The sequence below is a fragment of the Sphingobacteriales bacterium genome, from assembly GCA_016711285.1.
In the GTDB taxonomy this organism is placed as follows: Bacteria; Bacteroidota; Bacteroidia; order Chitinophagales; family UBA2359; genus JADJTG01.
Map to the genome: position 1 here is coordinate 1 of JADJTG010000006.1, position 20,439 is coordinate 20,439.

Below are 20,439 nucleotides of genomic sequence, written 5' to 3' on the forward strand. Positions count from 1 at the left end.
ATACACAGTGCTGGCCGACATGACCCCATTGCGGCAAAGCGCACTTCTTTCTGATGAAAATTGTCTAATTCGTCTGGTACAATTACAGCAGCAGTTTATTTCGCGCTGATGGCGTTAGCAGGGGGTGTCCTGACAAATAAATACTGATTACTTCTTTCACGGTTGAGTTTTCTATCAAGCCGAACTCCCCTCCGCCCGCGGCAATTTGAGTTCGGGAATATCCTGATCACTGCCACACTCCGAACAAAGATATTTGCGCGCCCTCTTTGCTGTTGTAGGGTATTGCCGTAACGCAAAATGGTTTCTATGCCGTTAACTGCCGTTGTTGTCTGCCCCGTCTTCGGAGCACGCGGCAATCCAAAACTATTCAAAAACTCACGGCGGCACACAGTTTTCCGGCACCTGACTGACGGTGCGCAAGTTCACCCGCTTTGCAAAATCAGATACGTTTCAAAATGCGCCGCCCTCGTTGCGCACCAGAATAATTTCTTCTACCGCCGCCTCCTACTCAGCACCACGGCAAAGCCAAGCCAAAACAGATCATTTTTATTAAAAGTAAAATGCAAAAGCACTCTCGTTGAGGTCGGGAACAAGAGCCGTGATATTATATTATTACATTCAGTAAGAAAAAAGTTGGGAGTCTTTGGTATTGTGCTGTTGCGACTTATATTTTCAGTGGAATGTTGTTTGGTGAAGGCGGTTTGGAATAAAGCAGCGATCATATGCCCCCGTGGCTATTAAAACCGCCGTGCAAACGCTCCATCATATCAAATATTTCGTTGGCTTTTTTTCTGCAACCTTTTTCATCGCTCCCTCCAAAAAACGCTTGCGTTGTTTCTCATTTCTTCGGGTTTTCTTTCACCTGGCGCGGCGCAAAATATCGAGCCGCCCGAGTGTATAATCTGCCATAATTTGGGCAAGCCGCACCATTGTTCACAGTATCCCCGAATTCCATGGGTGGGTTTGCAGGAGTTCTTCAAAGGCCCAGAAGTGCGGGTATTCTACGGTTTCTCTGCCAAATGCTTGCGGTTGATGAAAGATGAACTCCATCGGTGCAGGGCGGTGGGGGAGGCGTTCATGGCGATGAGGTCTTCTATATTGTTGGAGTTTGAGGTCGCGCAGGTATTTTTGCATGCCCGGACTTTCAAACTGGAAGATGCCGATGGTATGTGTTTGAGAAAGGAAGTTGGTAGGTTTTCGTCCGTTAGGGATTTCATCAGGATTGATGAGCGGAATTTGGTATTTGTTTGCTGATATTCTCAATGGCATCGCGGATAATGGTGAGCGTTTTTAAGCCCAAAAGTCCATTTGAAACGAAGCCGCACTTCTCTGCAAAGTTGTCGTATTGTGTTGCCAACAAGTTGAATTCTTTGTTTGAATTTTTATGCCCGGAATATACTCTACAATATCGGAACAAATGATGATGCCGCAAGCGTACTGGTCGGTGGAGCGCCGCGGGCCTTCAAGGTTTTGGCTGCCACTTTGCCCAGCACCACCTGTGCTCTGAGGTCACTTTTGCCTTCGACAGATTGGCGCAGCATTTAATATGCTCCATTGCCTGTTCGTTTTGAGTTTTTCTTTGAGTTTTTCGGTGTCGCGCATTCAAGTAGTCAGTCAAATCAAAATCGGAATGGGTGGGTACTAATTTGGCGATGCGGTCGGTTTCGGGCATTGGCAAATCAACACGCGCCACATCATGGATGCTTGATTTTGAAGCCATTGTGCCGTATAGGTGATGATTTGCGCCGCGTCAGCTCGCCATATTTTTCACCACGCCTGATCAATATTTTGTCGCGCCCTTCATCGTCAAAATCAATGCTCAATATCGGGCATTGTTACACTCGGGATTCAGAAAACGCTCAAAGAGCAGATTGTAGCGAATGGGGTCTAATGTTGGTGATGCCGATGGCATAAGCCACCGCGCTACCCGCCGCCGAACCCCTGCCCGGGTCCCACGGCGATATTCATAGCACGCGCCCGCATTCGTAAAGTCCTGTACTATCAAATAACCCGGAAAACCGACTTCTCTATACGCTCAACTCATAATTCAAACGCTCCTCCAACGTATTTGTCTATTTCGCCGTATTTTTCTTTGCCCCTTCAAAAAGCCAGATAATGCAAATAATCATCTTGCGTAGCAAAACCCTTCGGGCAATATATAATTGGGGCAAAAGCACATCGCGTTTGAGTTTTGGCGGGTGTGATGCGGTCTATAATTAAATTGGTATTATCTAAGGCTTGCGGCACATCTTGAAAAAGGGCTTCCATTTGTGCCTTGTTTTAAAGAAAACAGATTGTTGGGAACCCAAAACGGTAGCCTTTGCCCTTCGCCAACGGGCATGTGCGTTTGTCACGGTATTCACACACAACAAAAATATCGTGCGCATCGGCGTTAGCTTCATCAACATAATGCGAGTCGCAGGTGGCAATGACGGGAATATTGTATTTTTGCTCCATTTAATAACACTTGATTCACATCTTCTGACCGATGCCCGTTCCGTCAATATCTTTCAGGTTGTGACGCTGCAATTCAATAAAATAATCTTCGCCTAAAATATCCAACCACTCCAAAAAACGAGCTCGGCAACAGCTTCCCCTTTGAATAATAGCTTGGGGAGACTTCGGCACCGATGCAGCAGGTGTTCGCAATTAAACCCTCTTGCATCGTTTGATAAACGATTTATCCACACGCGAAATCTTGCCGTACAAACCCCCAATAAATGCCAAAGAAACACAATTTTGACAAAATTTATAGCCCTACCGATTTTTATGAGTATTGGCTGATTGGTAGCGTTTATCTTTTTGTTCTTTGGTAAAAGTGCGCTGAAAAACGGTCTTCCACTACATAAATTCGCAGCCCACCACGGAATAATGCCTGCTTTTTTTGCAGCATTTACAAACTCAAAAGCACCGAACATATTGCCGTGGTCGGTGAGTGCCACGGCGGGCATACCATCTTTTTGGGCTTTGGCAACCATATCTTTGATGGGCGCGGCACCATCTAACAAAGAATATTGAGTGTGGCAGTGAAGATGTGAGAATACAGGCATAAGCGATACAAAGAAGTAAAATGGAAGTGAGATAAGCAGTGCAATATTCGGCATTTTTTCGAAAACTACCATCAAATTTGAGGGAAGCATGATATTTTATAAAAACCAATACAGTAATTTTTGATAATAAAAGTTTTTTGCAATGGCAATTTTACAGCTCAAAAATATCGCTTTTGCTCAAATGTATATCCTATTTTTTGCATTTTATAATCAGTCAATCTTATATTTTATCTGAAAATCTTATATTTTATCTGAAAATCTTATATTTTATCTGAAAATCTTATATTTTATCTGAAAATCTTATATTTTATCTGAAAATCTTATATTTTATCTGAAAATCTTATATTTTATCTGAAAATCTTATATTTATCGAAAATCTTATATTTTATCTGAAAATCTTATATTTTATCTGAAAATCTTATATTTTATCTGAAAATCTTATATTTTATCTGAAAATCTTATTTTATCTGAAAATCTTATATTTTATCTGAAAATCTTATATTTTATCTGAAAATCTTATATTTTATCTGAAAATATTATATTTTATTTGAAAATTTTATTTTATCTGAAAATCTTATATTTTATCTGAAAAATATGGAACAGTTTCACCCTATCGGCTATATTCAAAAAGCGCACGCCCTCAAAGGCGAACTAAAATTGTATGTTGAACCATACATAATGGATTTTATCAAAATAAAAAGTGGTGTATATTGAGCAAAAAGGTACGCCTGTTCCTTATATGGTGCAACGCCTGCAAGCCATTCCACAAGGGGCGATTTTGCAGGTGGAGGAGAGCAAAGACAAAAATGCCGCCGATGCCCTGAAAGGGTGCAGCGTGTCGGTAGAGGTGGCGGCGGTGCGCGGTTTAAAGGCGGCGATAGAGGCGCAATTGTTTTTTATAGAAGGTTATAAAGCGTATAACGGCGAAACGTTTTTGGGAGTGGTAGAAAGCATTGAAGAATTGCCGCAGCAAAAAATAGCACAAGTGCGTATGAGTGAACACCTCTTGCCCATTGCGCTGCACCCCGACCAGATTGCAGATATTAACCGCCGCAGCAAAAGTATTTATTTTGAATTGCCGGAAGGCTATGTAGAGGCTTTTTGGAGTAAAAAAGAAAATAATTGAGAATGGAGAATAATGCGCTTAATTAAGAACTCATCATTCAAAACTAAACACTGCCACTATTGGCTGTATTGTCGGTGCAACTCTACAATAGTCGGCAGCAGCAGCGTTGTTTCGTCATTTACCAACACCGCCTGAGCATGGGCGATTTTTTCGGCATCGCTGCTTTGGCGGGCAATGCGGGCTTCTACATCGGCTTGCGAAAGTGCAGGGTCGCGGCGCAGCACTCTGGCTATGCGCAAATCGAGCGGGGCTGTTATTACAATCAGTGCATCTAAATAGCGATAAGTGCCGCTTTCTACAAGCAAAGCCGCTTCCTTAAGAATATACGGCATTCGGAGTTTTCTTTGCATCGCTGCCCAAATTTCATAATCGCGCTGCACGGCGGGGTGTACACAACTGTTGAGCTGTCGGAGTGCCGCTGCATCTTTAAACACCATATTCGCTAAATAAGCACGCTGCAAATTTCCTGTGCATCAAATACCGCCTCACCCAAAATACTCCTTCAATTGTATTTTCAGCAGGGCATCGTGTTGCATCACATATTTTGCGCGGCTGTCGGCATCATACACCGGCACACGCCACTGTGCAAATACTTTAGTTATCCAGCTTTTACCGCTACCCATACCGCCGGTAATGCCTATTTGTTTCATATTGTTTTATTTTTTAGGGATTTAAAATAAAAACTGAGATTTGGACGGATAAATATTGACCTGTCGGGCAAAGGCGGGGTATTCGGTAACATTAAAATGCAAGACGCTGTCTTGGGGTTGTATGTTTGAAAAATCAGCTTCTACTTTAAATAAGGCTGCTGTTGTTTTATTGTATTCCGACAAAGGCACTAAGCAAGAGAGCAAAGCAGTAGCCGGAAACAATGCCAATTCTCCTTTTTGTTTGTAATTTTTACGCTAATGGGAAGGTCTAATTTTTTTTTCGGTATATTCTTCTACTACTATTTCATAGTTCACAAGTTCCTGCTGCAATTGCAGGTTGCCTGCTAAGGGTTTTATCAAAGATACCTGCCCTGTTTGTGTAGAGCGCACATCTGCCAGCATTACCGTATCGGTGGCGATGCTTTGCAAGGTATCGAGCAATACTTTATGCCGCTCACTTTCACCGAAGTTGGTGTAAATGAAGGGCGGTCGTAGCGCATACGATACTGTCCCCGAAATTGCACTTGGTATCTGAAATCAATGGGCAGTATTTTTGATATTTTTCTTTCTGCCGACAGCTCTATTTCGGGCGGCGATATGGCTATCACTTCCAAATTTTCCAAATAATCGGCTTGAGATGCCAACAACTCCTGCGCCGAAAATGCCGCACGCGATTTAAATTATGCATAATCCCACACGAGCGTTTTGCCCCGCAATTTAAAGTAACTTCTCAGCAAATCGTAGCCGCTTCCTTTTACACGCACCTCCAATTGTTCGGGGAAAAGTGCGGCTCAATATCAAGGTATCGGGAATATTGATTAAATCGGTATTGAGCGGAATATCTATAAAATAAGTATTTTCAGACAAACGATTGACCAACCATACATTAAAAGCCAAACAGAAAAATAAAAAATACGCCGCCTTATCGCTCACATACAGCAAGCCGCCAAGCGAAAAATACGGGATAATATGTCCGATGGTTTTGCCAAAATCAGGAAAAGTAAGACAGTATGTCTATTAAAAAATTACAAATAAATATTATAATAAAGCATTAAAAATCAATTTTTTACAAACAGAAAATTACATTTTTATTTAAAACAATCAATAACAACTTTGTGTTTAATACTCCAGCATTTCCTTGATTTTTTTCAGCTACTTCTCTGCCGAAGGAATCATCGTTGCCTCCAAAGTAGCATTCAGCGGAACGGCGGGTACTTCAGCAGCACCCAAAGTTTGAGGGGCTGCATCTAAGTGCTCAAAACAAGCGGCGGCAATGCGTCCTGCTAGAGCCTGTGCAAAACTGTTGTTGCGGGCTTCTTCGGTGAGCAGCAGGCATTTTCCGTGTCGGCGCACCGCCTCCAAAACAGCAACTTCGTCCAAAGGGCACAAAGTACGCAAATCCAGCACCTCCACCTGCCCTGCAAACTGCTCCGGCAGCATTGAGTGCCCAATGTACGCCCATTCCGTAAGTAATCACCACCAAAGAATTGCGCGGCGCACCTGCCCGCATCGGCGTGCAACACTGTATTGGCTTTGCCCAAAGGAATAATATAATCTTCGGCGGGTTCTATGGTTTTGGCGGCATCAGTGCCGCGTACTTTGCTCCAATACAAACCTTTATGCTCAAAAATAACGACCGAATTACCGTCATAAAAGCTCCTTTGAGCAAGCCTTTCAAATCGGCTCCATTGCTCGGATAAGCAATTTTAATGCCGCGAATATTGGCAACAATACTCTCTACACTGCTCGAATGATAAGGACCACCACTGCCATACGCACCTATCGGCACGCGGATAATGCACGACACCGGATATTTTCCGTTGCTCAAATAACAACTTCGCGCTACTTCGGTAAATAATTGATTGATACCCGGAAAAATATAATCGGCAAATTGCACTTCTACTATTGGCTTTAATCCCACCGCCGACATACCCACTGTGCTGCCTACGATAAATGCCTCCTGAATGGGCGTGTTGAATACCCGTTCATCGCCGAATTTTTCAGCCAAAGTAGCTGCTTCGCGAAATACACCGCCCAAGCGTCTGCCCACATCTTGCCCATACAAAAGACTTTCGGGGTGCTGTTGCAAAATTTCTTCAATGGCAAAAAGTGCGCAATCCACCATCACGGTAGGTTTTTTGTCGGCGGGGCTGCGCGTACCGTTCTCTTGGATAATAGAGGTAGGAGCAAAAATATGATGTGTTAAAGTTTCGGGCTGCGGGTCGGGAGCTTGTTGAGCCGCCTCAAATTGTGCCAGTACACTCGTCCATACTTCTTGTTCTATTGTTTCGAGGTCGGCAGTTTTTATTTTATTTTTTTTCAATAAAGCCTTCATTTTTGGAAAAGGATCTTGCTGCTGCTGCTCTTCCAAATCGTGGCGATACCACTCTTTGCGCACCCCAGAAGTATGATGATTGAGCAAAGGCACACGCACATGCAACAACATCGGGACTTGTTCGCGGCGAATGGTGGCGAGCATATCGGCTACGGTGCGATAACACCATTCAAAGTCAGTACCATCAATAGAGCGTGCTTCCAAGCCTTTAAAACCTGCTGCATATTCGGCGGCGTTCATAGCGCGAATTTCAGGGGCATACGCCGAAATATCCCACTGATTATCCTGCACCAAATACAAAATAGGCAATTTTTTGAGTACCGCCATTTGGAAAGCCTCCGCCACTTCGCCTTCGGTAACAGAAGCATCGCCCAAAGAACAAACCACCAAGGGGGCTGCATCTATATTTTTTTCCAATCCCTGCACGCGCTTGTAGCGCAAGCCCATCGCCGCACCCGTCGCTGGAATTGCCTGCATACCCGTTGCCGATGACTGATGCGGAATTTGAGGTTTGTCGGTATCTCGGAGACTGGGGTGACAATAGTAAGTGCGCCCGCCCGAAAAGGGGTCGTCCTGTTTTGCAAAAATCTGAAGCATCAATTGTTGAGGGCTACAACCCATAGCAAGCAAAAGCGCATCATCGCGGTAGTAGGGATATACATAATCGCTGGGTAGCAACTGCAAGCCCATCGCAATCTGGATAGCTTCGTGTCCGCGCGAAGTGGCGTGTACGTATTTTGATACCAATTTAAAATTATCTTCATACACTTGCGAGAGTGTTTTAGCAGTAGCCATCAGGCGAAACGCACGCAACAAAAGGTCTTTTGAAAGCATATATCAACAAATTGAATTGCAAAATGCTAATTTTTTAGCTTAAAAGCTAATAAGCCGTGCAAAGATATTGTGCGGTGTGCTTGTTATTTTTAGTAGCTTTGCCGCTATCACAAAATTATTGAGCGGAATACCATTTAAATAGTTGTGAGTGATTAGTTTTTAGTTTTTAGTTAGCATAAGTATATGATTATCAATTATTTATGTCATTTTATAAATACAAACTATTTTTGTACTACTACTTATTAAAAATTTTATTTGTAAAAAAATGCCCGCGCTCTCCGATATTGCTGTTGTTATTCTCAACTGGAACGGACAAAAATGGCTCGAAACTTTTTTGCCTTCCGTAGTAGCGCATAGCGGCGATGCTGCCATAGTAGTTGCCGACAATGCTTCTACTGATACTTCGGTGGCGTGGCTGCGCCAGTATTTTCCGCAAGTGCAATGTATATGCTTGGAAAACAACTACGGCTTCGCCGAAGGCTACAACCGCGCGCTGCAACAAATTCAGCAACCTTATTATTTATTGCTCAACTCCGATGTGGAAGTAAGCCCCCATTATTTAGAGCCTTTGCTCGAAATGCTCCACACGCAGCCGCATATAGCCGCCTGCCAACCCAAAGTGCTGGCACAACAAGCCCCCCAACATTTTGAATATGCCGGAGCAGCAGGCGGTTTTTTGGATATATTGGCTTATCCTTTTTGTCGCGGGCGCATTTTTGAAGTATGCGAATACGACCGGCAGCAATATGATGATGCCGTTGAAATTTTTGGGCAAGCGGTTGCGCTTTGTTCATTCGGAGCGAGTTGTATCATCGGTGGGGCGGTTTTGACGGCGATTTTTTGCCAGTATGGAGGAAATAGACCTTTGCTGGCGGCTCAAAAATGCGGGTTACGGCATTGCGGTATGTCCGCAATCGGTGGTGTATCATATGGGGCGGCGGCACTTTGGCAGCGGCAAATCCTTTTAAAACATATCTCAATTTTCGGAACAACTGGGCGATGATGCTCAAGAATATGCCCGCCCGCCGTTTGTGGTGGGTGCTGCCTTTGCGCTTAAAATTGGATATGTTGGCGGCAATACAGCAATTGGTGAAAGGCAACAGAAAGGCGGCATTTGCTATTGTGAAAGCGGTGTGGCGGGCGGTGGGGTCGCTGCCGCAGCAGTGGCGCAAACGGCAGGAACTCCGCCACTTGCGCCGCCGCTACGCTTTGGCTGCACCCAACGAAAAGGGTTTGTATCGCCGTTCGGTGCTGTGGCAGTTTTTTGTGCGCAAGTGCCGTACTTTTGCGCAGTTGCCCGATATACAGAGCTAAAAAAATCCGCCGCCCGAAGGTGTGTTTTTCGGGCGACGGGGGAATTATGTTTTATTTCTGATTGGATTTTGGTATTACAAATATTTTATAAGCAATGATTAATACAATGAAATCTATAAAAAATACTGCCACCTTTAGTAACCATCTATAGAGTTTTTCTTGATTGTACCCGTTCGGCAATTTATTATAAGAAAAATCAAGACATAATATGAGAGAATATATCCCCCAAATAACGATAGGAAGTGAAACCAATATCAAAAATTGATTACCTTTTAAATTAAATTTAGGATATATTTTCCGTATAACGACCATGCTGAACAAAATAGCTGCATTATAAAATCCCATATAAAATCCCATTAACGCTGGAAATTTTGCCGTTGAAAAACTAAATTTTTGAGTTGGAAGCGTTAAATAATGAAATATTAGCCCCACCCATGAGATTATATAAGTAATTGTTGCCCATAGTATGATATAACTCAGTATTCTAAGAATAAATTTTATTAACCAATGTTTCATGGACAGGGTACATAGTTGATGGGATCTTGACCTTTTAATAGATTTTTTATCGTTTCTAACTCGGGATGTATATCATTTACAACAGGCAGAAATGATATTTCGCCTCCATTATCTATAACAAACTGGGCGATTTTATCTTGTACCCCCTGCCAAAATTCATCAGCAGCAGAAAAAGTGATACTTTCGGTCAAATAACTAAAGAAAGAATTACTCCTATCTATACCCTTTGTGTAAAATTCGTAAGTACCGTCTGTATTTAATTTTATCCCAAACTGTCTATTGCCGCTCACAGGGTGACTGCCAGTGCCATTGCCATTTATATCAAGAGGTGTTTGAATAGTAGAAAATATCCAGCAACATTCTGTGTTTTGAGCGCAGATAACACTACCATCATCTCCTGTTATTGTAAAGTCAAACATGGCTGTAACAGGATTGGAAGACAGCCAAATGGGAGGGTCTGTTGTGGCATTATGATAATTATAGCCTGTTCCGCCTGTATTCGCAAAAAAGTAATAGTTTTTTCTAATGTATTCTTGTAGCTCAAACATTGTGAATGGTGTATTCGTGTTAGGTTTATTAGGCAATTCGCTCATTTTAACTCCATAATAGTCAAAATTTATGAGTGTTCCTGTTGAAAAAGTACTCAAAGGTTGATTTTCATATCCATCGCCTAAGTTGTCTAATCTGTCAATACATACTTGCGGTATCGTAAATAGCGTTAAATCATACCAAAAACTAAGCGGATAATTCGGGTTACTAGTACTACATTCGTTCAGGAGCGACATATCGTCATCATTTGTGAGTTCGCGAAACTCCACTAACCTATCCCAGACATATTCGTGGTCGTTCGTCATCAGAGATAAAGCATCGCACAACACAAATTCAGGGTCATTCAATGCTACGGCATCGCTCATCACATCAGCGGCAATAGGTGCAAAATACGGCATAAAATCGTTTATTTCAGTTGCTGAAAGCCCCAACCCATACTGCAAAAAAGCGCGTTGTACTTTCTGTTGGTCGGTGGTATTGTTCTCATTGATTTGTCCCATAATACCGTTGAATACACAAATCGGGTCGGCGCAGGCACTCGCTACCGAAAGCAAACCGTTGCCACTGCAACTAAATCCGCAATTGCTCAAAGCCACATTTATCATATACTCATAAGTATAGGTACTGCTCGCACTCGTAAAGCCCAATTTTTCCATATACAAATTCACCACATTGCGTTTTTGGTTTTCGCACATATTGCCTATTTCGTAGCGGCTCAGGGTATTCAGGTTGTCGCCGACAAAGTTGCTGTTTAGACAAAATGCGCAGGGAGTGGTCACGGCTTTTTTGGGGGGGGTTGCCGCAACAAAAAACCCGCCGCCCGAAGGGGTGTTTTTCGGGCGGCGGGGGGGAATTATCAAAAAGCTCTCTGATTTTTCTCTTAATAGCTAATCATTCATCAATAAAAATCAATTCCTCAAAATATACTCCACTGATATTCGCAGTTTCCATTTTATTTTTTAAGCGTTCGGTAACAATAAAATCTGCACCAATACCAAAATCAGCAGACAAACGAAAAAGGTCGTCAAACAAAATATTTTTTTTAAATACTAAATCTTTTAAAATTATCCTTTTTCTACCATATTCGCGTCGTTTGTTCTCTAAGTCTTCTTGTGAAGTTATCTTGATAATTTCTTCATCGTATTTGGTAAAAGAGGCATTATCAAAATTAAACGCTTCCCAAGTTGTTTTTTGCCAGTTAATATATTCGTTTATTTTGGTGTAGCGCAAGCGGAAGGCTTGGTAAGTTCTTTGCTCTTGACCGCCTATAATATTATTAAAAATACCTACGTCTGTATGGGAATTATAAACATCATAATAACTATTATCTATTTTTATTGAAAAACTATCCCATTCTACAATTTTTGACTCAATAAACAATTTCTGTAAAGAAGAGGACAATACCATAAAACAAGGTTGTAAGTTACTCATCATATAATCTGCCCAGCAGGTTTCTTCATTACTAAATCTGAAAGAAGGAAAAATAAGTGAGTGGGTGATTAGACCTTCCATAGGTACAGCCGCTAAAGATTCGGTTGTGTTATATTTTCTAGGATGGGGAACATTAGCAAATACAATAATTGTATTACCATTTTCTGAAGAAGTTCCATATCTCAATTTAAATAGTTTACTCATTATATTTAAGGATTATATAAATTAATAGCGTTATCTAATTGATTCAGAGGAGTATTCGGATTATTCTGTAATAAATTTCGTAACCAATTTTGAAATAAAACCACCTCTTCTTGTACTACTTCTGCAGGGGCAGCATCTAAGCTGCCGTAAATATCTGTCATTTTTTTAGCAATTGTTCCATTAGCAGGATTGAGTGCTGATCCCAATTTACTCCTAATTGCATCTGAATACAAATTATGCGGACCATCATGAATAATTTTTAAAATTCCTAAGCCATTTTTTGGGTGATGTATATGGTATGGAATATCTATTGATTGAGAAGCTTTTTGTATAACGGCATTATCATATATGGCTTTGGGGATTAGATGGTGTGCTTCCATTAACGGGTCGGTTACACCTACCATAGACCTGAATGTTGCATTCCACCAATCAGGAAGTTCATGAGTAATAAGTCCCGACGCATCTTGTTTTAGAACTAATTCAACATACCCTGCTGCCGTATTCACTCCAATTTTGGCATATTTTCCTGCCGTTGCTATCCAACCTAAAATAGGGAGGGTCGCTGCAAAACTCAAAGTGGCATGTACACCATCTCCCTCAATAGTATACAAGATTCCATTTGTAAAATCACAAGGCTCTCCTGCCGCAGGAATTAATCCGCAAATATCCAAGCCTGTATGTACATATCCCCCCAATACCAACCAAGTCGCTTCAAGCCCAATAGCAAGGTCTGTCCACCGGGGGTGCGCTTTTCGCAAAATAGCGCATTGCGTTTGATATTCTTTGTATAAATTATAAGAAAACATAGTAGGTGCCGAAAAAATAAAAGGAGCATTATATAATCCTGTTTCATAAGCTGTCACTAAACCGTTAGGAGTACCCAGCAGATGTAACATTAATTGACTAGCCTGAGTGGCAGCTACGTCATAATTCTTAGCACTCTCAAAATCAAGACACTGTTGTGCTATTGCGGGAGTGGCATTTGAATTTGTTTCTATATATTGAGATAAGGAACCTGTTAACGCTTTAAGGTTATCGGCACGTTGGCAAAACGTTTCACTATCTATCAATGCATCATATAAATCACTTGTTATAAAGCTATAATTTGGAAGAGAAATTGCTGCCACCTCTGCCGCACTCAACCCCAATCCATACTGCAAAAAAGCGCGTTGTACTTTCTGTTGGTCGGTGGTATTGTTCGCATTGATTTGTCCCATAATACCGTTGAATACACAAATCGGGTCGGCGCAGGCACTCGCTACCGAAAGCAAACCGTTGCCGCTGCAACTAAATCCGCAATTGCTCAAAGCCACATTTATCATATACTCATAAGTATAGGTACTGCTCGCACTCGTAAAGCCCAGCTTTTCCATATACAAATTCACCACCTGCCGTTTTTGGTTTTCGCATAAGTTGCCTATTTCGTAGCGGCTCAGGGTACTCAGGTTGTCGCCGGCAAAGTTGCTGCTCACGTTGAGTTTCAGCGTACCATCGCTCAACAGAAAAGGCTGCGCTGCACTGCCGAGTTTGCTCCCTATCTGCGACATATTGTAGCCGCTTTTCAACACTTCCTGCGCCACACGATATACCACGCTGAGGTTTTTGTTGGGAGCGGTACTGCTTTTTACCTGCTTCACATAGATAGATGTCGTATTGGACAAGAGATAGCGGGTAGAGCCATCTGTTACCAAAAAATCTACGCCTGCATCGGGGCGGCTGTAGGGCTGCACGGTGTATTGCTTGCCGCCGCCATTGATGATAAAAGGTTTGCCCACGCAATTGCGGCAACTATTGCTGGGGTCGTTGAAATAGCTGATGAGGTTGCTGGCGTTATTGATTTCTAATTTCCAGCAAAATTCGGCTTCGAAGTTTTGATAGAGGACGCAGTCGTTGTCGTCGCCATCAATTTTGCCGTTGTCAAATTGCGTAGTGGGTTCGGGTGACAACAGTTCGTCATTTTCGGGCTTTTGGCAGGCACCGAATAAGAACATCAATAAAAAACTCGCTAATAGCGCAATGCGGGGGGGGGCAGAGTTGTGTTAATTTTTTCATAATAATACATAGTTTGGTTTAAAATAAAAATAAGTTGTTGTTTAGACAAAGTGTGCGGAGAATAGTCACACTTAACATCTGCTATTGTAATATGCAAAAAAACAAGCGAAAATCTCTGTTTTTCGTGTCGCTGCTGCTATCACAAAAGCAAGGAATAACTCAAAATGTATTTTTTTGAAATTTCCATGACATTTCATTTTAAACAATATGCACTTATTCCCAACAAGATGGTGTAATTTCGTGTCGTAAACAGCACGGGGTGCTTTTACATTTTGTTTGTTTTTATTTTTTCTCAAAAAAATTTTTCAACAATATGAAAAAAATATTCTTTGCCGTCCTCGCTTGTGCTGCCTTTTTGTCGGCGCAGTGGGCAGCAGCCGTAGAAGTGGTGTATTCTTACAATGTTTTTTACAACCCCGAAGTGGGTTCGTATATAGAAATTTATATCAGCGTGCCGGCTAAAAGCCTCAATGTTGCCGCCCAAACAGACGGCTCGCAAAAGGCAGCCGCCAACATTGCATTGTGGGTGGAGCAGGGCGAACAAATAAAAGCCTACGACAAATATATATTGTACAGCCCCAACTTCGCCGAAGCCGACAAATCGCAACTCAATTTGGTGGACATCAAACGCTACACCTTGCCGCCTGGCTTATACGCTGCATTTGCAGGTAGGCGACGAAAACGGAACGGCTACCGACAGCAGAACTTTTAAAAGCGACCTCATCGTTGAAGCGTACCCTGCCAATGCGGTGTCGGTGTCGGATATTTTATTTTTGGAAGTGTATCAAAAAGAAACACCCGAATCCAAAAAATCTTTTGTGCGCAACGGCATAGAAATGGTACCCTATGTGTTTCCGTATTATCCCGATAGTTTTACGAAATTGAGTTTTTATGCCGAAATTTACAACAGTCACCAGACCGCCAATGCGCAGGATTATGTGGTGACGTATCAGGTGGTGCGCAAAGATTCCAGTCGGGTGATGAATAATATCGGCGGCTCAAAACGCCAAAAGCAGCACCCGTCAATGCGTTGTTGAGCGAGGTAAATGTTGCCGACCTCAGCTCTGGCAATTACGAATTGCTGCTCGAAGTACGCAATGCCCAAAACGAAGTATTGTGCAGTCGCCGCGCCGCCTTTTACCGCAACCACAAACACGAAAGCGTGAGTTTGGAGCAACTCAACGAACTCAACACGGCGCATACTTTCGTGAGCAGCCTCAGCGATGAGCAGGTTACTTTTTATGTACGCTCGCTGCGCCCCATCGCCCGCCCCGATGAGCGTGACATTATCATCAACCTCAAAAAAAACGGCGACATACAATATCAGCGCAATTTTTTGTATAATTTTTGGACACAACGCGATGCCTACAATCCCGAAACTGCTTTTTTACGCTACAAAAAAGAAGTGGATTATGTAGAAAGCAAATATTCCGGACCCATTTATAATGGTTTTGAAACCGACAGAGGCAGGGTATATTTACAATACGGTGCGCCCAATTCCGTTGATTTCGCTGATTTTGAACGCGATATAAAGCCTTACGAAATTTGGCAGTATTACCAAATAAAAAGCCAGAACAACGTAATTTTTGTGTTTAGTGATGATGATTTGATGCGCAACGACATGCGGCTTGTTCATTCCGATGCCAACGGTGAAGTCCGCGACCCCGAATGGAAAAGCCGTCTGCTCAAATACAACCGCAACAACAGTGGTGCTATTGACCCCTGATAATAAAAAACGGTTTTTTATTTTTATGAACCGCTGCCATTGCTGCGATACGCTGCTCAACCAATATATCCAATCGTAGTAGTAGAGTGCTTTTTCAAAAAAGGATTTTTCTCCAAAATTTTCAAGGCTTTGAGCAGTTGCTCGTCTGCTTTGCAGGTTTATCGCTGCTGAGGCTTGCGTGAAGGTATTTTTTGATATAGCGCAAAAAGGTGCGCTCCAATTCGTAGAGTTGCGCCTGCTTGCGCAAACCCTCGTAGGTATTGCGCAGCAAAGAATCCAAGAACAATTCATTGCCTAATTGTAAATGCAACAACAACTGTAGCATGCGAGTACTTACATTCAAGTCTTCGCGGTATCCTTTAGCATTCATTTCCAAAATATCCGATACTTCATCTAAGGCTTCGTTGTAGCGTTGGTTGATAAACAATACATTGGCAAACATCACCTTAAAACGCAATTTCCATTCAAAGCCCACCCTTGCGCCATCGCGCTCCAAACCGCTTTGTGTAGTATGGAGCAAATCAAGGGCTTTGGTGTAGTGGTGGGTTTGGGTGAGCAGCACAAAACTATGTATATGATAAATCAAAAATTGGCGCAATTGCAAATCTTTATTGTGGTTCGATTCTATTTTTTTTACGGTTTCCAAGCACTCCTCCATCGCTTGGTAAGCTCCCAGAAAAGGACTGCATAACAAAAAAGAATTGATAACACCTAAATATAAATACAAATCTTCGGTGATAAAATGCGGCTGTTGCTGCCATAGTTGCAATGCTTGATGGCTGGCTTGAAAAGACGATTGATAGTCGCCCGTCAAAAAATAATAAACGCCGTTGAAAGAAAGCAAATGGATACGGGCATAAAAAGAAAATGTTCAGAGTTTTCTTCTTCAAAAACAGCCATTTGCAATTTGAGTGCGGTGCAAATATTCCTGCTCCTGCTCATTGCGTACCTGCAATGATTTTTGAGAGAGTAAAAATCTGCATTTTCAAGAAAAAAAGTTGCTCCTGTATTGATTGCTGCTGCAAGCAATATTGCCTTTTATCGCGTAGTTCCTGTATGGTTTCATTCAATCCCTCTACGCTGTAATTAATGTGGAGAGAGGTTTCCAACTCATATACCTGATACAATATCAAAAACCGCTCGTAGCGTTGTGCCAGTGTCGCAGTTTTACGCAGCCAATTCAGGCATTGTTGTACCAACCCGCGATGATACAACATTCTGCACTGATTGAGCAGATGACTCAGGCGCAGGTCTATGTATTTGTGGCTGTTGCTCTGCTCTAAAGATTTGAGTAGGTTTTTGTAGAGATATTGCTGTATAAGAGGAAAATTTTTTTCCATCTGCTTTTTTGATTTTGAAGCACCTTGCCAGCAGCCTCAAAATTTTGCTGCCGCTCCAAAACGTCAAATAAAGCGAGATAGTTGTTTTTTTCGCCGCCTGTCTGCAAAGAAGCGTGTAAAGAAAAATGTCGTTTTTCGTTCTGTGTTAAAGAATGAATAAGTCGGTAAAGTTCATTTGAAATTTTCAATTTATTAATTATATTTTAGTAATAATCAACACTTTACAATATAAAATATATTACTTAAAATATCAAATTAAATATTATTCCGTTTTTTAAAAAATATAAAATGAACTTTGTATATAGTTATTACAATATCATTTTTCGCTAAAAATAATAATCAAGATGTTTCTTTTAAATCCAAAATTTTATTAGATGGGAATTTAAAGTTAATCTTCAAAACATTTTTCTTTTAAATCCAAGTTTTATTAAATGGGGATTAAAGTTAATCTTCAAAACATTTTTCTTTTAAATCCAAGATTTTATCAAGCAAAGATTTAAAGTTAATCTTCAAAACATTTTTCTTTGTTCCCATTCAAAAGACCATACTCGCCCGTTCAGCGGTGTATGGTCTTTATTATTTATAATTTGTAGTGTTCTTAATCGCGCATAAAGTCAATTTTGTAGCAACTGTTGCAACAATTTTCGCCGCTGACGATTATGGGACAACAACTGCTGTCGGTACAGTTGGTATCTAAAAAAGCACCATTGAGGCGTATAACGGTAGCTGCCCACCGCCGTAATAGTGTAGTATTGTGCAGTAAGCTCCGGCAATGGTTTCGTATTGTTGCGTGGTTTCATTGAGCTGATGCCACTGATATTGATTAGCTCCATCAGCGCACTTACTTCTATTGAAATTACTTCATTGTTGCATACTTTGTAGGGGTAGTAATACAAGTACCCTGCCTGTTGAGGTTGATACATCTATCCCCACTTCCAAAGAGTCCATTTCTATTCTGTATGCCTTCTGTTTGGCAACGGCGGTGAGGTTGAGCGTAACCTCTGCTCCTGCTCCAATTCTCTGCATCAACGTCCAGGTGTCGGTAGCAGCATCATAAATACCCTGCGGATTATTTTGAGATAATATTGCACGCCCAAAGGCAGCAAATCGCTGATAATGACGGAGTCCCACAGCTGTTGTACCCAAATTGGTGACGCATAGGTCAAATTAACCTGCCCCTCACAAGGCACAATTTCACTATCGCGGCTGATTTGCAACAACAAGGCTTCGGCTTCCTGCATAACTCCGCGCTCATACGCTCCTACATCATAAGTTTGGTCGGTGGGTAAGGCATTGCGGTAGTAATCTTGATTGCCATCGTCAATATTGAGATAATCAAAAATAGCGACTCCTTGATTGATGAGCGGCGATAGCGGCTGCAAATAATATTGCCACAAGCGGGCCGGTGTTCAAAAAGTTCCGGACTGCCCACTGTGCCGCCGCCGCCTGCATCGTAGAGCAATGGATTGACATTAAATCCCGGTATTTGTACCATCTATCAACGCTCCTGAAAAACACCGTTGCGCCACTCTTCCAACAGTGGTAAATTTTATCCCAGCGCATATAAAATACTAAATTACCATCAACAGCCCAATAATTATTGCCCCAAAATTTCACATCGGCATTGAGGCGGCTTTTGACGGTTTCGGTAGTGCCATTGGTAATAAATATATTGTTGAATACTTTGGTATCATAAAAAAGGGTCGGTTTGAATTTCTATCGCACCGCCTGTGCCCGAAGTAGTAGGCAGCATCTTTATATACAGTATTATTGTGTATATCCACATTATGGGGCGTGGTAGTGCTCGGCATCGCAAGCCCACAAATGAATACTGGAATAATAGGAGTTTTCATCGTTTTCGGATATATGTTGTAGCGGATAATATTGTTGTAAAAGGGCGTGCTTAGAAAACTGTGCTATCAGATAGGCGGGTTATAGTTTGTCGTGCGAATAATTGTATTAAACACCAGGGTTGGTAACGCCGCCGTCCAAATCAAAGCCGCCGCCGTCAATGGTAGTAGAATTGTTGCGGTGCGACTCGCAATATTGAATGAGGGCATTGTTGGTATCCCACAAATGCAACAGGTCGGAAGGTAATTATTGATTTTCGCCATTGTTTATACGATTCGCAATATTCTATTACAACGCCATCCACCACTATTTGTATACCGCTGCCCGAGTGCTGCCACGAGTCGGTGATACCCCGATTGTTATACGTTTATACAATAACCGATATAAGGAAATCCCGAAGGCACTCAATCAGTTGCATTTTACATTCCAACGATCAGTCAACTCACCTCGGCGTGCAGGTTGTCGTGCGAAGAACAACCTACGATGTCAAAATCTATAAAACCGCTCCGCGAGCATTCATCGTATCCCGCCGCTACTATGCGAATACCCGCATCTTTAAAGCAAAAATTTAAAGTTTTCTAACCTAAAATTTCTCAATTTGGTATTGTGGGCAAAGTATTAAAAACATAGACTCCGGGCATTTTGTAAGTGTATAAACCGATACCTCTGCGCTATAATATTTTAAATGAATACCCTCCCTATCGCTGATTAAAACAGCGCAACTGTCGCCTACAAAAATGGTAGCACGCGCTCTGACGCATCGCTGCCGTTATGAAATAGCCTAACAACAGGGTTTTCAGGGTGTACACCACTATCATTAGGTTGAGTTTGAGCGTTGCCGTAAAAAGTTTTTATAGGCTTCCAAAAATAAGGTATCTATAAGGCTCAAGTATGCAGATTAACAACTTGAAGTGTTTATAACATACTATAAATAGAGTTCCGTTATTTCAGATAATCATCAACAAAGGTTGACATAACAATCAGTACCCTGCAAAGAAAAATGAACTAAATGCCAATATTATAGGTACATAAGTAAAATTTTCATATGAGAGTTTCAAGGATTGATTAATCAAAAAATTCTTGTTCCCCGTTTATTCATTAAAGACTGCCTAATCTACAAAGCAATATACGGACAGAGTAAGAATAAAATTTTAAAAAACATCACAAATGATTAAAAATCAAAATTATTTATAAAATAAAAACGATTATTAAATATATTATTTATTCAGGGTATAAAACATCACCATACCCTCACATATTCCAAGTGTATGTTTATGTTGAACAGTGTTGTACTTCTTTTCACATCTCTTTTGATTTGTTGGGTTTTTGTTTATTTATATTCGCTGAAGATCTAAGTTACCATTGTTTCGCTAACAAAATCAATATGTTTCAGATTCATGTTCTCTTCTATTATGTGATGGATAGGTGTCTTTTGTTGTCGGTTCAAATCTTTGCGCACAA

The 20,439-nt window shown here is 41.6% G+C and carries 25 protein-coding genes and 2 pseudogenes; 6 read left to right on the forward strand and 21 right to left on the reverse strand.

Features of this window, described 5'->3' with window-relative positions:
- Positions 1-933: 933 nt before the first annotated feature.
- The 6 genes from IPL35_04640 to IPL35_04665 all read right to left on the reverse strand — a co-directional run bounded on the left by IPL35_04640 (position 934) and on the right by IPL35_04665 (position 3,125).
- Positions 934-1,269, reverse strand: a complete 336-nt coding sequence (locus IPL35_04640) for a hypothetical protein (GenBank protein MBK8442730.1) — start codon at positions 1,267-1,269, stop codon at positions 934-936.
- Positions 1,217-1,357: a hypothetical protein gene (locus tag IPL35_04645; GenBank protein MBK8442731.1), complete on the reverse strand. Its 141-nt coding sequence runs from the start codon at positions 1,355-1,357 to the stop codon at positions 1,217-1,219. Before IPL35_04645 ends, IPL35_04640 begins: the two co-directional genes overlap by 53 nt.
- A gap of 105 nt (positions 1,358-1,462) precedes the next feature.
- Positions 1,463-1,720, reverse strand: a complete 258-nt coding sequence (locus IPL35_04650) for a hypothetical protein (protein ID MBK8442732.1) — start codon at positions 1,718-1,720, stop codon at positions 1,463-1,465.
- Between the two features lie 99 nt (positions 1,721-1,819).
- Positions 1,820-2,005: a hypothetical protein gene (locus IPL35_04655; protein ID MBK8442733.1), complete on the reverse strand. Its 186-nt coding sequence runs from the start codon at positions 2,003-2,005 to the stop codon at positions 1,820-1,822.
- 95 nt (positions 2,006-2,100) lie between these two features.
- The gene (locus tag IPL35_04660; GenBank protein MBK8442734.1) at positions 2,101-2,268 is read right to left on the reverse strand and encodes a hypothetical protein; all 168 of its coding nucleotides are present in this window, start codon (positions 2,266-2,268) and stop codon (positions 2,101-2,103) included.
- A 281-nt stretch (positions 2,269-2,549) separates the two neighbouring features.
- Positions 2,550-3,125, reverse strand: coding sequence for a PHP domain-containing protein (locus IPL35_04665; protein MBK8442735.1), 576 nt, complete (start codon positions 3,123-3,125; stop codon positions 2,550-2,552).
- 625 nt (positions 3,126-3,750) lie between these two features.
- Between IPL35_04665 and IPL35_04670 the strand changes: the two genes are divergently transcribed.
- Complete coding sequence (locus IPL35_04670) at positions 3,751-4,176, forward strand: hypothetical protein (protein MBK8442736.1); 426 nt, start codon at positions 3,751-3,753, stop codon at positions 4,174-4,176.
- Positions 4,177-4,232: 56 nt separating this feature from the next.
- On the opposite strand, the gene IPL35_04675 is transcribed toward IPL35_04670, so the two are convergent.
- The 6 genes and pseudogenes from IPL35_04675 to IPL35_04700 all read right to left on the reverse strand — a co-directional run bounded on the left by IPL35_04675 (position 4,233) and on the right by IPL35_04700 (position 7,995).
- The gene (locus IPL35_04675; GenBank protein ID MBK8442737.1) at positions 4,233-4,637 is read right to left on the reverse strand and encodes a dephospho-CoA kinase; all 405 of its coding nucleotides are present in this window, start codon (positions 4,635-4,637) and stop codon (positions 4,233-4,235) included.
- Between the two features lie 24 nt (positions 4,638-4,661).
- The gene (locus IPL35_04680) at positions 4,662-4,826 is read right to left on the reverse strand and encodes a dephospho-CoA kinase (GenBank protein ID MBK8442738.1); all 165 of its coding nucleotides are present in this window, start codon (positions 4,824-4,826) and stop codon (positions 4,662-4,664) included.
- 21 nt (positions 4,827-4,847) lie between these two features.
- On the reverse strand, positions 4,848-5,054 hold the full coding sequence (locus tag IPL35_04685) for a hypothetical protein (protein MBK8442739.1): 207 nt from the start codon (positions 5,052-5,054) through the stop codon (positions 4,848-4,850).
- 27 nt (positions 5,055-5,081) lie between these two features.
- Complete coding sequence (locus IPL35_04690; protein ID MBK8442740.1) at positions 5,082-5,267, reverse strand: hypothetical protein; 186 nt, start codon at positions 5,265-5,267, stop codon at positions 5,082-5,084.
- Positions 5,228-5,473: a hypothetical protein gene (locus IPL35_04695; GenBank protein ID MBK8442741.1), complete on the reverse strand. Its 246-nt coding sequence runs from the start codon at positions 5,471-5,473 to the stop codon at positions 5,228-5,230. Before IPL35_04695 ends, IPL35_04690 begins: the two co-directional genes overlap by 40 nt.
- Before the next feature lie 505 nt (positions 5,474-5,978).
- Positions 5,979-7,995 (reverse strand): annotated as a pseudogene (locus IPL35_04700) (tungsten formylmethanofuran dehydrogenase).
- A 265-nt stretch (positions 7,996-8,260) separates the two neighbouring features.
- Between IPL35_04700 and IPL35_04705 the strand changes: the two are divergent.
- Positions 8,261-9,309 (forward strand): annotated as a pseudogene (locus IPL35_04705) (glycosyltransferase family 2 protein).
- 512 nt (positions 9,310-9,821) lie between these two features.
- Here the strand turns inward: IPL35_04705 and IPL35_04710 are convergent.
- The 3 genes from IPL35_04710 to IPL35_04720 are packed head-to-tail and all read right to left on the reverse strand — an operon-like array spanning position 9,822 to position 14,000.
- Positions 9,822-11,234: a hypothetical protein gene (locus tag IPL35_04710; GenBank protein MBK8442742.1), complete on the reverse strand. Its 1,413-nt coding sequence runs from the start codon at positions 11,232-11,234 to the stop codon at positions 9,822-9,824.
- Positions 11,235-11,265: 31 nt separating this feature from the next.
- Positions 11,266-12,009, reverse strand: a complete 744-nt coding sequence (locus tag IPL35_04715) for a hypothetical protein (protein MBK8442743.1) — start codon at positions 12,007-12,009, stop codon at positions 11,266-11,268.
- 5 nt (positions 12,010-12,014) lie between these two features.
- Entirely contained in the window at positions 12,015-14,000 is a 1,986-nt protein-coding gene (locus IPL35_04720; protein MBK8442744.1) for an AHH domain-containing protein, read from the reverse strand.
- 374 nt (positions 14,001-14,374) lie between these two features.
- Here IPL35_04720 and IPL35_04725 point away from each other — a divergent pair, with 374 nt between their 5' ends.
- From IPL35_04725 to IPL35_04735, 3 genes are read left to right on the forward strand one after another with little or no spacing between them, the layout of a single operon-like run.
- Entirely contained in the window at positions 14,375-14,773 is a 399-nt protein-coding gene (locus IPL35_04725; GenBank protein ID MBK8442745.1) for a hypothetical protein, read from the forward strand.
- On the forward strand, positions 14,724-15,098 hold the full coding sequence (locus IPL35_04730; protein ID MBK8442746.1) for a hypothetical protein: 375 nt from the start codon (positions 14,724-14,726) through the stop codon (positions 15,096-15,098). The genes IPL35_04725 and IPL35_04730 overlap by 50 nt, the downstream gene beginning before the upstream one ends.
- Positions 15,095-15,787 carry a GWxTD domain-containing protein gene (locus IPL35_04735; protein MBK8442747.1) on the forward strand — a complete coding sequence of 231 codons (693 nt, stop codon included), beginning with the start codon at positions 15,095-15,097 and terminating at the stop codon, positions 15,785-15,787. The genes IPL35_04730 and IPL35_04735 overlap by 4 nt, the downstream gene beginning before the upstream one ends.
- A gap of 121 nt (positions 15,788-15,908) precedes the next feature.
- Here the strand turns inward: IPL35_04735 and IPL35_04740 are convergent, their stop codons facing one another.
- The 6 genes from IPL35_04740 to IPL35_04765 all read right to left on the reverse strand — a co-directional run bounded on the left by IPL35_04740 (position 15,909) and on the right by IPL35_04765 (position 18,744).
- Positions 15,909-16,601 (reverse strand): hypothetical protein, encoded by a 693-nt coding sequence (locus IPL35_04740; protein ID MBK8442748.1) that lies wholly within the window; start codon positions 16,599-16,601, stop codon positions 15,909-15,911.
- Positions 16,602-16,725: 124 nt separating this feature from the next.
- Positions 16,726-17,127, reverse strand: a complete 402-nt coding sequence (locus tag IPL35_04745) for a hypothetical protein (protein MBK8442749.1) — start codon at positions 17,125-17,127, stop codon at positions 16,726-16,728.
- A 614-nt stretch (positions 17,128-17,741) separates the two neighbouring features.
- On the reverse strand, positions 17,742-18,050 hold the full coding sequence (locus IPL35_04750) for a hypothetical protein (protein ID MBK8442750.1): 309 nt from the start codon (positions 18,048-18,050) through the stop codon (positions 17,742-17,744).
- A complete protein-coding gene (locus tag IPL35_04755) occupies positions 17,989-18,153 on the reverse strand; it encodes a hypothetical protein (GenBank protein ID MBK8442751.1) in 165 nt (54 codons plus the stop codon). Before IPL35_04755 ends, IPL35_04750 begins: the two co-directional genes overlap by 62 nt.
- Positions 18,153-18,509 (reverse strand): hypothetical protein, encoded by a 357-nt coding sequence (locus tag IPL35_04760; GenBank protein MBK8442752.1) that lies wholly within the window; start codon positions 18,507-18,509, stop codon positions 18,153-18,155. Before IPL35_04760 ends, IPL35_04755 begins: the two co-directional genes overlap by 1 nt.
- A complete protein-coding gene (locus IPL35_04765; protein MBK8442753.1) occupies positions 18,463-18,744 on the reverse strand; it encodes a hypothetical protein in 282 nt (93 codons plus the stop codon). Before IPL35_04765 ends, IPL35_04760 begins: the two co-directional genes overlap by 47 nt.
- A 113-nt stretch (positions 18,745-18,857) precedes the next feature.
- On the opposite strand from IPL35_04765, the gene IPL35_04770 reads away from it, so the two are divergent.
- Positions 18,858-19,034 carry a hypothetical protein gene (locus IPL35_04770; protein MBK8442754.1) on the forward strand — a complete coding sequence of 59 codons (177 nt, stop codon included), beginning with the start codon at positions 18,858-18,860 and terminating at the stop codon, positions 19,032-19,034.
- Positions 19,035-20,439 lie beyond the last annotated feature (1,405 nt).

What these genes read in the sequence shown, in the direction of transcription:
- IPL35_04725 (MBK8442745.1), top strand. Translation starts at nt 14,375, where the DNA reads ATGAAAAAAATATTCTTTGCCGTCCTCGCTTGTGCTGCCTTTTTGTCG.
- IPL35_04640 (MBK8442730.1), bottom strand. Translation starts at nt 1,269, where the DNA reads ATGCCATTGAGAATATCAGCAAACAAATACCAAATTCCGCTCATCAAT.
- IPL35_04715 (MBK8442743.1), bottom strand. Translation starts at nt 12,009, where the DNA reads ATGAGTAAACTATTTAAATTGAGATATGGAACTTCTTCAGAAAATGGT.
- IPL35_04755 (MBK8442751.1), bottom strand. Translation starts at nt 18,153, where the DNA reads ATGCAGAGAATTGGAGCAGGAGCAGAGGTTACGCTCAACCTCACCGCC.
- IPL35_04720 (MBK8442744.1), bottom strand. Translation starts at nt 14,000, where the DNA reads ATGTTCTTATTCGGTGCCTGCCAAAAGCCCGAAAATGACGAACTGTTG.
- IPL35_04750 (MBK8442750.1), bottom strand. Translation starts at nt 18,050, where the DNA reads ATGTATCAACCTCAACAGGCAGGGTACTTGTATTACTACCCCTACAAA.
- IPL35_04680 (MBK8442738.1), bottom strand. Translation starts at nt 4,826, where the DNA reads ATGAAACAAATAGGCATTACCGGCGGTATGGGTAGCGGTAAAAGCTGG.
- IPL35_04745 (MBK8442749.1), bottom strand. Translation starts at nt 17,127, where the DNA reads ATGGAAAAAAATTTTCCTCTTATACAGCAATATCTCTACAAAAACCTA.
- IPL35_04650 (MBK8442732.1), bottom strand. Translation starts at nt 1,720, where the DNA reads ATGGCTTCAAAATCAAGCATCCATGATGTGGCGCGTGTTGATTTGCCA.
- IPL35_04660 (MBK8442734.1), bottom strand. Translation starts at nt 2,268, where the DNA reads ATGGAAGCCCTTTTTCAAGATGTGCCGCAAGCCTTAGATAATACCAAT.